Source organism: Lacimicrobium alkaliphilum (assembly GCF_002591895.1).
GTDB classification, from domain to species: Bacteria; Pseudomonadota; Gammaproteobacteria; order Enterobacterales; family Alteromonadaceae; genus Lacimicrobium; species Lacimicrobium alkaliphilum.
Genome location: NZ_NISX01000003.1, coordinates 20,342 through 33,642 on the forward strand (window position 1 = coordinate 20,342; position 13,301 = coordinate 33,642).

Below are 13,301 nucleotides of genomic sequence, written 5' to 3' on the forward strand. Positions count from 1 at the left end.
AACTTAGCATTGGTATCCCTGTCTGGACAATGGTTAAATAGAGAATAAACATAATCTAACCGGAGCGCTATGCCCTTTCTCAGGCTGGTAATCGGCTGTTGCTTCTGTCTGCTGTCGCTACAGGTTTGCGCGCAGACCACCCTGCAACTGATCGACAGTAACAAGGTGCAATCTCTCAAAGGCCAGTTTCGTGTTTTGTACGATCATCAAGCCGACTTTGGTATCAACGATGTGATGCAAAACCTGCACAAATTTGACTGGCCCCAGAGCCAGAATCCTAATTTTGGCTTTGGCGAAGAGGCGATCTGGCTGCATACCACGTTCAGTAATGTCAGCCAGGAGTCACAGTGGGTTATTGATCTGGGATATGCACAGAATGACAGGGTCGACTTTTACCTTACTGCAAATGGCAAGGTGCTCGCCCACAGTATCCAGGGCAAAAAGCACGATCAGCGCTACCGTTTCCCGACCCTCGAAGCAGAGCTGCCATTTGCCACCCGGCTGGATCTTTTTGTTCGCATCCGCAGTTCAGGTGAAGTGCGTGTTGCTCCTGTTGAACTGATGTCCAACCCCGTACACAGCGAGACACTGGCGCTGGAGAACCTGGTCTGGGGCGCCTTTTATGGCGCATTGCTGATCCTGCTGCTGTATAATCTGACCCTGTTTTTCAGCCTCCGAGACCCCAGTTTACTGGCCTACGGAGCCTACATCAGCAGTGTGTTGCTGTGGCAGTTTGTATGGGGCGGCCATCTGCAACAATACACTCAGGGCGCAGTCCCTCCCTGGCTGAATCAGCATGTTGATCTGTTGTTTATCAGTGTCGCCCTGAGTGCCGGTCTGTTTACCCTTGTGTTTCTCAACGCCCCAAAAACCGCACCACGCACCAGTAAACTCATCTATATCAGCCTGTCCGGTCTGATCATACTCGGCCTGTTGTCACCGACACAGATATTGTCACCAGCCTGGCAGAGTAACCTGGTTTTTGTCTTCAGTATTCTCGCCATTTGCAGTTTTCTTTACGCTGGCTATGAAAGCTATGCCAACCATTTTAAGCCCGCCCGCTATTTTATCTTTGCCTGGAGCATACTGCTGGCCTCTGCGCTGTTAGGTATGCTGGGACTGATGGCGATTCTGCCGTCAAATAGTCTCACCACCTATTGTTTTCAGATCGGTGTGTTTATCGAGGTTTTCCTGTTTTCAATGGCATTAATGGAAAAAAGCCAGAATAAACTGGCGTCTTCGGTAGACACTGTCACTCAGGATCTGCGCAATAATATTGAAATTATTGAGGAACAGAATGCCCGCCTGGACATCGCCCGTAAACAAGCGGTTCAGGCCAGTAAGATTAAATCTCAGTTTCTGGCCAATATGAGTCACGAAATCCGCACACCACTGAATGCGATCCTGGGTTTCAGTCAGGAGCTGGCACAAACACCGTTGCCACCACAGAAACAGCAGCATTTGCGGATCATTAATTCCTCCGCTAACAGCCTGCTTAATATCATCAATGATGTGCTGGATTTCTCCAAAATCGAGGCCGGTAAACTGCAGATCAATAACGACCCGTTTTCGCCGGTTGAATTGCTCGAAGAACTCACCGATATGATGGCCCGTTCTGCACAGGCTAAGCATCTCGAATTTATCTGTGACCTCAGCCCGTTGCCGCAGAAACTGATTGGTGATGCATCACGAATACGTCAGGTGCTGACTAACCTGATCAGCAACGCGATAAAATTTACCCGCCAGGGCCATGTTCGTCTGGCGGTCAGTGGAGACGACAGAGAAAATGGCCTGTATGAACTCACGTTTATCATTGAAGACACCGGTATTGGTATCAAAGCCAGAGACAGACATCGCTTATTCAGTGCATTTTCGCAGCTCGATGCCGCGATCAACCGGGAATATCAGGGCACCGGCCTGGGTCTGGCCATCAGTCAGCAGTTAATTAAGCTGATGCATGGAAATATTGAGCTGCAGAGCGAGCTGGGCCAGGGCAGTACATTTATCGTGCGTCTGAGAGTCAATAAGCTGAGCTATCGATTGTCTCATAATACTAACGAATATTGGCAGGATAAGAATGTGCTGTTATATGACAGCTACCCGACGTCACGCAAAGCGACAAGTAAATTATTACAGACTATGGGTGCCCGTATCACCAGTGCAGATAGTCTCGATTACCTGGCCACCTGTACGCAGCCTTTCGATTATCTGCTGTTTTCCTGTGCCGAAGAAAACGAACGTTTCTGCCAGTTGCAAATGTCAGTGATCAAAGACATTAATGCGCCCCAGAAAATATTACTTGAATGTTCACAACGTCCCTTTCAACACCCAGACAAAGAACAGGTTTTCGGGCACCAGATTATGCGCCCACTAACGCCAGGCAAACTCATCCATCTGCTGAAGCCGGCACCACTGCTCCAGCCTGACAGGTTTAAGAACAAGCTGGACACGCTATCAAGTGCCCGTGTACTGGCGGTAGACGATATGGAAATTAACCTCAGCCTGCTCAGTACCTGGCTTAAGAACTCGGCCATCGAACTGTCGTTAAGCTTCAGTGGTCAGGAGGCGGTCAGCCGCTGTGAAAAAGAAGCCTTTGATTTGATTCTGATGGATGTGCAGATGCCGGGGCTGGACGGTCTTGCAGCAACCCGCCTGATCCGCAAGACCCAACTTAATCAGGGTACACCTATTGTTGCGGTTACCGCACACGCATTCAGGGAAGAAAAAGAGAAGCTATTGGCGTCAGGCATGGATGACTATCTTCCTAAGCCCATAGATTTTGATGATTTAATCCGTCTGATTAAACGCTGGTGTCAACTCGACGAAGAGTTGCCCTCGGCCATACTGGACTGGAACCTGGCACTTCAGCGAGCCAACAACGATGAGGAGGCCGCGCAGCAACTTCTGCAGGCGTTTATCAGGCAGTTACCCGACTTTAAAGAGCAAATTGCGAAGGCGGTCTCCGATGAAGACGAGTCAGCCCTGGAGCAATTGATCCATAAACTGCATGGAGGTTGCTGCTATACCGGAGTACCGACATTAAAAGGATTGTGTGAAGAAACCGAAAGTCTGCTAAAAGGCGGATATAAGCAGGATGCCATTGCCCGCCTAATGTTTCTGGACGAGGCCTGCGATCAGGTGATTGACGAGGCCACAAAGTTTTTGCAAAAACACGCACAACAAACTATCTGAGCCGGAGATTAATTACTGCTGTATAGCCTGTTGTTGACAGGCTTTTAGCAAAGCGACAAATTCCTGCTCTTCTCTGTCCAGCTCTGAACTATACAGATAAAGATCATAACCGAATGCTTCCCGCATACGACCCATCCGATTCGCCAGCATTGCCAACATACCCAAATACTGCTTTCCCTGCGCTGATTTATAGCTATCATCCTCAATCAGCGTATCACTGTAACAACCGCCACTGGTGCAATTCTGCCGGTGAGCCTGCAATAATAACGGTCTTTGCTGCATCAGAATATTGCTGGCCAGCCTTGGTGAAATATCTTCCAGTAACGGGTCATAACTTTTCAGGCGAATGCCCACCAACTCCATAGGCTCATGGGTGAGCCCCGTGTGCAGACGGGGAATATCGATACGCTGAATATTGTCCCAGTCGAGACTGTAACCACCAAAGCGGTGTAAATAGCGGAATTTTTCCGGAGTCAGCTCAAAACTATACGCGGGTTCGCGGATCTTTAACCAACCGATCAGTATCGTCACCAACGATGCGCTGGTGAGAAAAATCCCGGCCAGTCTCAATAATTCAGGCATCCAGGCCAACCACATGGCACTTAGCAGCAGCGCCACGGTGCCTGCCAGGCACAGCGTAAACCCGTTTCGTTTGGCTCCAGCCCGAATGCGAATAATGTCAGTCATAGTTTACAGCCAGAACAGTTCCAGTAACAGATACATCAATAGCCCCCAGATTAACGCAGCACGTATCTTCCTGCACCTCGGGCACTGTGTGAACAAGCCACCCTTGTTATTACTTCTGTTTTCGCGCATAAGATCCTCTTCTGTGATGTGCGCGATGAGGTGTCAGGCACCCTGCCTGTGGTATCATAGTCGCTTGATATTTTTTACGTGCGGCAAAATCCAAATTCGTCTCCGGGGCGTATCTTTGCCATTACTTATTAGTTGAGATTCCAATATGTCAGATGAGATTAAGCATCATTACCAGAAAATTATAGAGCTGTTGGGAGAAGATGTCTCCCGGGATGGCCTGGTGGACACCCCTAAACGGGCCGCCACCGCCATGCAATATCTTACGGACGGCTATAACAAGACTCTGGATGAAGTGGTCAATGATGCGGTATTTGAATCAGACACCGATGAGATGGTCGTGATTCAGGATATTGAATTCTATTCTCTGTGTGAGCATCATATGTTGCCATTCATCGGCCGCTGCCATATCTCCTATCTGCCCACCGGCAAGGTACTGGGGCTGTCCAAGTTTGCCCGTATCGTCGATATGTTCGCACGCCGCCTGCAGATACAGGAAGGTCTGACCAAACAGATCGCCGAAGCGGTGCAGCAGGTTACCGGCGCCAAGGGAGTCGGGGTTATTCTGGAAGGCAAGCATATGTGTATGATGATGCGCGGTGTACAGAAACAGAATTCTTCCATGGTTACATCGGTCATGCTGGGCCATATGCGCTCAAATCAGGCCACCCGCAATGAATTCCTGCGTCTGATCGGAAAATAACTATTAAAACCGGTAACTGATATCCAGCATTACTCTTCGCCCCTGTCCCCGGATAGGGGATTGCCCTCCGCGATAAGGCTGCAACCAGTACTGCTCTTCATCCAATAAATTATTCACGCCAACCGACAGGCTCCAGCGTCCGGGATTGTACTGGTAGAACACATCCACTAAAGACTCGGGGTTCATTTTTTTCGGCTGGCCACAAATAAAGTTACTATCCTCAGCACAGGCGTAGCGACCCGCTACCTGTTGTGCACTGAGGTTGAAACTACTTTGCCGGTTAATAAAGTAACTCAGATTGAGTTTAAACATCTGCTCCGGGATCCCCAACACCGCATCCTCGTCGCGATCCACGCCGATATCCGTAATGTTGTTATGACCCAATCTGAAATAAGAGTGGCTGAGCGTCAGGGCAATATGCTCTGACTGCCACTGCGCCTGGGTCTCCACGCCGTAAGTAGCAATATCACCAAGGGTGGTGTTACTGGCAGTCTGCGGATCAAAACCAATGTAATCACTCACTTTCATCCAGAACAGATTGGTAGTCAGAGCCAGATTCTGATCCACCTGATAACCGGCTTCCAGTTCCCAGGCGCGGGTTGATTCGGTCTTGTAGATCGCATTTCCGGCATTGGCCGCACTGGCCAGGGTATCGAACTGAGGGCTTTTGAAGGCTTCATTGTAAACCAGCTTGGCATGCCACTTTTGCCAGTGCCGGGTCAGAGCCAGTCTGGGAACGAACTTGTCACCAACAGCGTCATCATCTTCATACCGACCTGCCAGTGTCAGCACCGCCCAGCCAAGATCCTGCTGATACTGAGCAAAGACTGCCAGATTTGTATTATCACTATCGGCATGCCCCCCGAAACGACTGGCCGCATCAAACAGATAGGACTCAGTAACCCTGGCTGTTTCCCGATAAGCAGAACCACCAAGCAACAGGCTGGAAAATTCACTGAACTGATATAAGGCACTGATGTCCGCGCGGGTGCGGGATAATTCACGCCTCAGGTTATGGCCATACTGACCACGACTGTTCCAGGGGCGCTGAGACACATGACTGACGGCGGCCTCCCAGCTGAGTCTGTCGTTAGCTTGCCACTTCTTGTCGAGGCTTACGGCCAGATGTTCAAAGCTGAGCTCATTGGCCCGGGTATAGCGTAAATTTGGTGAGAAGAACAAGCCCGAGTCACCAAACAGCAACCGATCCTGCTGCTCGAACCTGTCATACTGCAATATAGCTCGCCACCCCTGGTACTGAAGATTCATATTCAGATTCACGGGTTTAGCGTTACTGTTATCTTTCAGGGAAAAGCGATATCCATCCAGTGCCTGCCAGTGTTTGTCCGAGTAATCACCCTGGCCGATTGAAGCCGACATACCAAAATGCAGACTATCATTGCCGACCGGCAGATTATTCGCATAAGACAACGCGAGCAGCCCGTGATGATTGCCGCCTTTACCCAAATCAGTACTCAGATGAACTTCACCACCTTCGCCCTGCTGGCCTTTGGTGGTGACGCGGATCACCGCCAGTGCAGCCTGACCACCATAACGGGCCGAACCCGGCCCACGAATAATCTCCACCGACCGGATATTGGCCACCGGGTAACGATTACCTAATACCAGTGAGCCAAAAGCGAGTTCATTCTGCTCGACACCATCGATGGATAACAGAATCTTGGCCTCCATACCCCAGATACCGCGAAAACTCACTGAAAAAGTACCAATGGTATCGGTTCCGACCCAAAAACCCGGTACCTGGCGCAATAAATCACTCAGATATCTGGCACCCGACTGCTCAATATAGGAAGAGGACAATAATGTTACGGTGCCCGGCTGCTGGCGTAATGTCGCCTTTTGATTCGAGGCAATATCCACTTCCATCGCCATCAGGTCGTCTAATGACAAGTGGAACAGCCCCGTCATGTCTTCTGCCATTATCGGGCCTGATACAGCAACGTTTAAAAACAGTGCCGCACACACAGAACCCATCCCTCTGAAAGTCGACAAAAAATGCTCCGGTTGTGGCTGTCTAATATAACTAACTGTAGGCTATATACAGGATTTTTATCAGTTTTTTATTGAGAAACCTTATTTCTGAAGACGCGTTCAGTCGCCACTTTGAAAGGTTTCAAACTGATTGGGGAGGTAGCCCGCCAGAGTGCCTGATAGCCTGACGTAGCTTGCCAATGCACGGGGTAATGTCATCGCAATCCCGGGGAGCTGCTGGCGTAGGTCAGGGTTACCCCGTTCATCTGCCTGCTCTATGGCCAGCTCAATATTGGCAAAGGTGCTTAACAAACGCAGAATATGGCTGAGTTCTTTTGCCGCATCGGGGGCTTTCTCCGGCACCTGTTGTTGCATCCTTTGCCAGGATTTTTGCCATACGGGCTCCAGTTGCCGATGGCCCAGCAGGCAGCCACACAACCACTGGCTCAGCGGTGACTCCATAGTCATAGCCGGAAAATACTCACACTCTGCCGGCATAATCCCGGCGGTGTTTTCGTCCCGCATTTGCATCAGTTGCTGTTTAAAACAGTCCATCAGCGGCTCAGCCAGTTTGTCAGCCAGGGCCTGATCAATGTCTTCCGGGGCGATCAGAGTCCAGGCCATCCATTGTTCAGGGGGCGGTATTTCGGGGGCTGCGGCCACGGCAAAGCACAGGCCTTGTATTTCCAGATGCCCCCGCAATTGCTGAGGATACTGATCACAGAGTTCTGCCAATTTATGATGATTCATACGTTGTTCTCCTCCACACTGAGAATCTGACGCTGCTTGCCCAACCTGTAAATGCCGCCAAACGCTGTGGGAGGGTTGGCTAACTGATGCTCAGTCAGACGCTGATAACACAGCATAAACTCTGCCAGTTCAGAATGGTCCATTCCTTTGCCGGTGCGCTGAATCAGTTTTTGTTCCTGCTCGCTACGCCAGTCAACCACGGTTTGCCAATCCGGGGCCTGCAAGACAATCAGTTCGTCGAGCTGTGCAAAAAGTCGTCGGTAGTCTTCACCCAGACACCGATTCACATATTGGCGCCATATGCCGTGTGGGTCCTGTGTGGCCTCCAGAGAATTTAACGGCCGAGTCAATTGTTTTTCAGGTTGAGGTTGCGCTCCAAGACACCAGCCCTCAATAATCAGAATATCTACCGGCCCCTGCAACCACTCTGGTTGCAATGCTCTGTCATCGCCGGACTTATCAAAACGTGGAAGCTGCAGATTCAGACCCGCGCGAAACCGGCGTATCAACTCCAACCCCAGTATCACATCATGGGTACCCGGCACACCGCGGGTAAGTAATAGCGGATGAATATGCTCTGCCAGCCAACGGCGCTGCGCCCGGGTGTGATACAAATCATCTATCGACAATACCGCCACCTGCAAACCCAAAGTCTGTACCAGCATGCTTTGCAGGTTTCTGGCCAGCGTCGTTTTTCCACTACCCTGAGCACCATTAATACCCAGTACATAAGGTCGTGACTGCGCAGAAACCCTTTCAGCCAAAGGCCACCAGTATTGTTGTACATCATCAGGCATATGCAAATGCTTACCACTGTTGCCGGCCAAACTGACCATTAATGGAACAGAATCAGGTTTATCGGGTCATTGCCGCTCAAAGACTGATCTTATACCTATTACAACAAAATCCTTATCATTTGGTAATAACAAAAATACTTTTAATCCGATGTCCCTGAAGGCAAGGGTACATCCAGCCAGAATGTGGCTCCGCTTCCCGGTTCTGACTCAAACCCCACTCGCCCTCCCATATGCTCCATCAACTCCTTCGTTATAGCCAGCCCTAATCCCGTTCCGCCTTGTTTTCGGGTATCAGAACTGTCTGCCTGAGCAAAGCGGCTAAACATCCGCGACTGAAATTGTTTTGGAATACCGGCGCCATAATCCTGAATATAAACGCGAATGTGCTCTTCTGCATGCCCGGTATACAGGTCTACCCTGCCATCCTGAGAAGAAAACTTAATCGCATTAGAGAGCAGGTTTTTGATCGCCTGTTTCAGTTTCTGTTCATCAGCCATCACATATTCATCTGAGAGCGCTTTTAACTGCACAGAAACCCCTTTGTTCTGACCGTAATTCTGCAGTGATTCAACGGTTTCTTTGATCACTGCAGCAAGAGAAATAGGTTGAATATTCATGACCATATTTCCGGTGCTCAGCTTTTCCAGATCGAGCAAATCGTTTATCAGCAGATGTAAATGTTGCGTATTTCGCATGGCGATATTAACCAGATTATTCGCCTTGTCGGGCATTTCACCCAGTTTACCACTGGCTATCAGTCCCAAAGAGCCGGCAATGGAGGTTAATGGAGTACGCAGTTCATGGCTTACTGTGGAGACAAACTCCTGTTGCATTCTTTCCGTTCGTTTTTGCTGGGAAACATCTTCTACCACCAGCCAGACAAAACGCCCCTTACTGCCCTCATCAATAAGAAGTTCATAGCATCGGGTATCCACCGGCTGCTGCCAGCGATTAAAATACTGTCGGTCAAAAGGTCCTGAGTAACCCTGTTTGAACTGCGCTTTGCTGGCCTCTTTTACTCTTCCGGGTCTGGCAACCTGTAAGTCATCTTCATTCTTACCGAGCAGTGAGCCGGGCTCTACATCCAGCATTGTGGCCATGGCCGGGTTAACCGCGACAATTTTACCACTTTGCCAGTGTATCAGCGCCATACCGATGGGTGAAAATTCAAACAATGCCCTGAAGTGCTGTTGCGTTTGTCTCTCCCTTAACATCAGGCGGGTGGGCCAGAATACTGCGGCGCTTAACAATAACCACAAAATGATCAGGCCGGCCCTGAGTATAGGGGTTCCCGGTGCCTGTCTGGACCACCCCTGTGACGGCATCGCCAGCATCAACCAGTTATTGCCCGGTATATAAATTCTGTTGATCACCGGTTTTTCCCATACCTTGTTGGTGTCTCCCCAGAATACCTCCCCCGGCTTCCCTTCATTACTCTGTCTGGCAAGCCATATCTCAAGGCCCTCTGTATCGCCCAGTCCTACACTCTGATACAACTTGTGTAAATCCAGCACGGCAGAGATAACGCCCCACAATTTATCATTTTCCTGGTTATAAACTGGGATACGCCCAATCAGGCCCTGGCCCCCCTGAGTAAGATTAACCGGGCCTGCAAACACCATTTCACCGCTATCAATGACGCGCTGAACCCCGGCCCATTGGTCGCCCAGGGTTCTGAAATCGAGGCCAATGACGGCCTCATTGCCTTCAATCGGATAGATCAGTTGCATCACCAGGTCCGGCGCCGCGCCGACATTCTGTAATTGGGGGCCGCCTCGCAGGATAATCTTAGCCAGTTCAGCGAAACGCTGTTGGCCCATATCCGGTTCTGTAGCAATACTGGCATTCAGTCCCTGTACTACCTGGATATTCTGCAATACCTGACTTTCCAGCTGCCATTTTAGCTTGGCAACGGCCTGACCAATCGCCTCTCTTTCCTGGTCCTGATATTGCAACAGATACAGGCGATCGGCGAAGAACATCACCACAACCAGAAGTAAAGGTATGGCTATGCGTAATAACCACACCAGTGGAGTAAAAAAATCTCGTTTCTGCAGCAGTGTATTGACCTGGCGTATCATAAATCCGATGCTCCACTATTTATGTCCGGCAGTTGCAACCAAAAGGTGGCCCCTTCTCCATCCACAGATTCAAAGTCTACCTCTCCGCCCATTTGCTCCATCAGTTCACGGGTAATCGCCAACCCTAATCCTGTGCCTCCTTTTTGACGGTTATCTGAGCTGTCAGCCTGCGCAAAGCGGGTGAAAATTCTGTCTCTGAATGCTTCGGGTACCCCCTCACCCTGATCCTGCACTGATATGCGTATCTGCTGCCCTACCCTGCTGGCAAACAATGTCACGACAGCACGTTCCGGCGAGAACTTAATCGCATTGGAAAGCAGATTAGCCAGCCCCTGTAACAGATATTTTTTGTCCGCCAGGATACAGAGATCCTCTTTCGCGGGAATAAGCCGGATGGTCACCCCCTGCTTCAATCCATAATGCTGGTAAAGTTCTTTCGCTTCTTGCAAAAGTGTCGCCACTTCAATAGCTTGCATAGCAAAGTGTATCGCGCCGGCTGAGAGCTTCTCCAGATCCAGAATGTCGTTAATAAGTTCGTTCAGTAGCACACTGTTTCGATAAGCCGTGGAAAGTAATGTTCGGGCTTTTTCTGGCATGTGTTGCACAGCCCCCCCGGTGAGTAAACTCAGAACGCCTTTGATTGAGGTGAGTGGGGTGCGCAATTCATGGCTGACCATCGAAATAAACTCTTTTTGCATCCGTTCTATGCGTTTGTGTTCAGTTATATCCTCGATCAGGCACCAGAGTAATGACTGTTGTTCCTCATCGGATATTTTTACGCCCTGAAACCGGATGGGGTAGGTATCATTATTCTGACAGCGCAGTTCGACGTCCACCGGACCAAACTGGCCATGATTTCTGATCTCATCGAGCATTTTATTACGCAGATAGCGATGCGAATCGGGCACCAGATCCATAATGCTCTGTTGCAACAGCTTCTGACGGGAATACCCCGAGGGGTTCAGTAGTGCCGCATTACAATCCAGCAATTTTCCGCTTTTATAATCAACCAAAAGAATGCCGATAGGGCTGAGTTCAAACAGTGATCTGAGCCGCTGTTCACTGCTCTCCAGTGACAATTCAATCTTTTTCGACTGATGAATATTGGCGATATAACCAAACCAAAGTGTACTGCCATCATCCAGGCGTTGAGGTCGCGCCCGACCCTCTACCCATTCTGGCTGCTGCTTCTCGTTCAGTACCCGATACTGCTCATGCCACAATTCCAGGCTTTGCGCAGATTGTTGAATCGAGTCACTGACGCGCTCTCTGTCCTCAGAAAAGATGCGCTCAAACACCACACCGCCGTCTTTTTTAATCTGTTCAGCAGTGACACCGTAAATATCCTGAATACCGCTGCTGCTATAAGGAAATGCCACTTTACCATCCGGCCACTGACGAAACTGGTAGATCATACCCGGTACCTGTTCCACCAGGTTATTAAGCTTACGCCGCTGCTGATCACGGTCCAGCTTTCCACCCAGCCAGCGCTCCAGTAGCCTTACAAAGAGTTTATCGATGTCATCAAAGCCTTGTTCCCTGGGCACCAGAGAGGAAAAGTTCAGCGTGCCAAAAGCCTTACCATCAACATTTAAAGGCTGGGCGATATAGCTCTCCAGACCAAACGCCTGATAACAGGAATGACCGCAGTAGTCAGATTTCTGCATATGCTCAATGGCCACCAGCGTATTTTCGCGCAGCGTAATGTCACAATAGGTATCAGTAAGCTGAAATTGCTGTCCATGAGTAAGCTCGCCTTCCTGTGGCTGACTAAACCATCGAACCACATAGGTATCGGCCAGTACTTCACTGACAATGGCCATGTCCATTTGCAGAAATTCACAGCCTAATTCCAGCGCCTGCTCTATCACCTCGGTCAGTGTTCCTTTGAGCTCGAAACTAATCCGGTTAAGTAGCTTCAGCACCCGGTTGTGCCGCTCCAGTCTTTCTCTGGCCTGCCGTTCACGGGTAATATCCAGTAAAAAGCCCTGCAGATAAGCTACGTTTCCCTGCCCGTCATAGATCGCTTTACCCCGTTCCTCTATCCAGCGAAGCTTGCCGTCTGCATGACAAATAGGATACTCAAACTGCCAGCTCCGCTTCTGTTCCACCGCCTCTGCTACCTGTTGTTCAACGTACTCATGGTAGTTGTCAGGAATCAAACTGGCATAGCTACGCCTGGCGTTGTTAATAAAATCACTAGCCGGATATCCACTGACAGGATCGATATTGCTGCTCATAAACAACATGGTCCAATGCTCATCGTACCGACAGCGATAGGTAATACCCGGAATGTTTTCTACCAGCGAGGCATACTGGTCGCGACTCTGGCGTATTTGCTGATTGAGCTCGGTAACATCCTGATACTGAATCTCCTGTTCAACGAGTGCCGCCAGGTGCCGGAACATCTCTTTTTGCTTGTCACTGAGCTGGCGTGGCTGTGAATCGATCAGGCACAGTGTGCCCAGAGGGTAACCACCACTATCCTTAATGGGGGCACCGGCATAAAAGCGGATATTCAGATCCCCGGTCACCAAAGGGTTGTCACTGAAACGCTCATCCTCCAGCGCATTTTCAACAATAAAAAGTTGCTGTGGCCGTAAAATCGCATGGCCGCAAAAAGAAATGCTGCGTGGGGTTTCAGTGGCATCTAACCCCTGTTTTGATTTAAACCATTGGCGCTTGGCATCAACCAGAGAAACCAGAACAACAGGCACATCGAAAAGCGCTTGAGCAATTTCAGTAAGCCTGTCAAAACGCTCCTCCGCTTCAGTATCAAGCAAAGAGCAGGCGCTCAATGCGTTAAGACGTGCTTGCTCATTTTCAGGTAGCTTTGGCGGCTGCATCTGTTTTCCCTTGAGTTTTACCAAACACTTATCGAAAAAAGTTTAGCTGATAAATATATGACGCACTCTAAACCATCTGTTAACTTTAAAGAAATTCAATTAATCGTCAGCTAATAAACTGTAGCTG

8 protein-coding genes are annotated in these 13,301 nt (G+C 49.7%); 2 read left to right on the forward strand and 6 right to left on the reverse strand.

The genetic code is table 11. The features are described from left to right. Nucleotides 1-69 precede the first annotated feature (69 nt). The gene (locus CDA54_RS03570) at nucleotides 70-3,192 is read left to right on the forward strand and encodes a hybrid sensor histidine kinase/response regulator (protein WP_099033644.1); all 3,123 of its coding nucleotides are present in this window, start codon (nucleotides 70-72) and stop codon (nucleotides 3,190-3,192) included. A gap of 12 nt (nucleotides 3,193-3,204) precedes the next feature. On the opposite strand, the gene CDA54_RS03575 is transcribed toward CDA54_RS03570, so the two are convergent. Beyond that, nucleotides 3,205-3,879 (reverse strand): DUF2982 domain-containing protein, encoded by a 675-nt coding sequence (locus CDA54_RS03575; RefSeq protein WP_099033645.1) that lies wholly within the window; start codon nucleotides 3,877-3,879, stop codon nucleotides 3,205-3,207. Nucleotides 3,880-4,153: 274 nt separating this feature from the next. Between CDA54_RS03575 and folE the strand changes: the two genes are divergently transcribed. Next, a complete protein-coding gene (folE, locus tag CDA54_RS03580) occupies nucleotides 4,154-4,708 on the forward strand; it encodes a GTP cyclohydrolase I FolE (RefSeq protein WP_099033646.1) in 555 nt (184 codons plus the stop codon). Between the two features lie 3 nt (nucleotides 4,709-4,711). Here the strand turns inward: folE and CDA54_RS03585 are convergent, their stop codons facing one another. The 5 genes from CDA54_RS03585 to CDA54_RS03605 form a co-directional block, all read right to left on the reverse strand. Next, complete coding sequence (locus CDA54_RS03585) at nucleotides 4,712-6,721, reverse strand: TonB-dependent receptor plug domain-containing protein (RefSeq protein ID WP_143452253.1); 2,010 nt, start codon at nucleotides 6,719-6,721, stop codon at nucleotides 4,712-4,714. Between the two features lie 99 nt (nucleotides 6,722-6,820). Next, a complete protein-coding gene (locus CDA54_RS03590) occupies nucleotides 6,821-7,450 on the reverse strand; it encodes a UPF0149 family protein (RefSeq protein ID WP_099033648.1) in 630 nt (209 codons plus the stop codon). Continuing rightward, nucleotides 7,447-8,247: a kinase gene (locus CDA54_RS03595; protein ID WP_143452254.1), complete on the reverse strand. Its 801-nt coding sequence runs from the start codon at nucleotides 8,245-8,247 to the stop codon at nucleotides 7,447-7,449. The genes CDA54_RS03590 and CDA54_RS03595 overlap by 4 nt, the downstream gene beginning before the upstream one ends. A gap of 140 nt (nucleotides 8,248-8,387) precedes the next feature. After that, nucleotides 8,388-10,328 (reverse strand): ATP-binding protein, encoded by a 1,941-nt coding sequence (locus tag CDA54_RS03600; protein ID WP_099033650.1) that lies wholly within the window; start codon nucleotides 10,326-10,328, stop codon nucleotides 8,388-8,390. Next, complete coding sequence (locus CDA54_RS03605) at nucleotides 10,325-13,174, reverse strand: PAS domain-containing protein (protein ID WP_099033651.1); 2,850 nt, start codon at nucleotides 13,172-13,174, stop codon at nucleotides 10,325-10,327. Before CDA54_RS03605 ends, CDA54_RS03600 begins: the two co-directional genes overlap by 4 nt. Between the last annotated feature and the right edge of the window lie 127 nt (nucleotides 13,175-13,301).

Coding starts and splice junctions, on each gene's coding strand:
- folE (WP_099033646.1), top strand. CDS start 4,154: ATGTCAGATGAGATTAAGCATCATTACCAGAAAATTATAGAGCTGTTG.
- CDA54_RS03575 (WP_099033645.1), bottom strand. CDS start 3,879: ATGACTGACATTATTCGCATTCGGGCTGGAGCCAAACGAAACGGGTTT.
- CDA54_RS03570 (WP_099033644.1), top strand. CDS start 70: ATGCCCTTTCTCAGGCTGGTAATCGGCTGTTGCTTCTGTCTGCTGTCG.
- CDA54_RS03590 (WP_099033648.1), bottom strand. CDS start 7,450: ATGAATCATCATAAATTGGCAGAACTCTGTGATCAGTATCCTCAGCAA.
- CDA54_RS03600 (WP_099033650.1), bottom strand. CDS start 10,328: ATGATACGCCAGGTCAATACACTGCTGCAGAAACGAGATTTTTTTACT.
- CDA54_RS03595 (WP_143452254.1), bottom strand. CDS start 8,247: ATGCCTGATGATGTACAACAATACTGGTGGCCTTTGGCTGAAAGGGTT.
- CDA54_RS03605 (WP_099033651.1), bottom strand. CDS start 13,174: ATGCAGCCGCCAAAGCTACCTGAAAATGAGCAAGCACGTCTTAACGCA.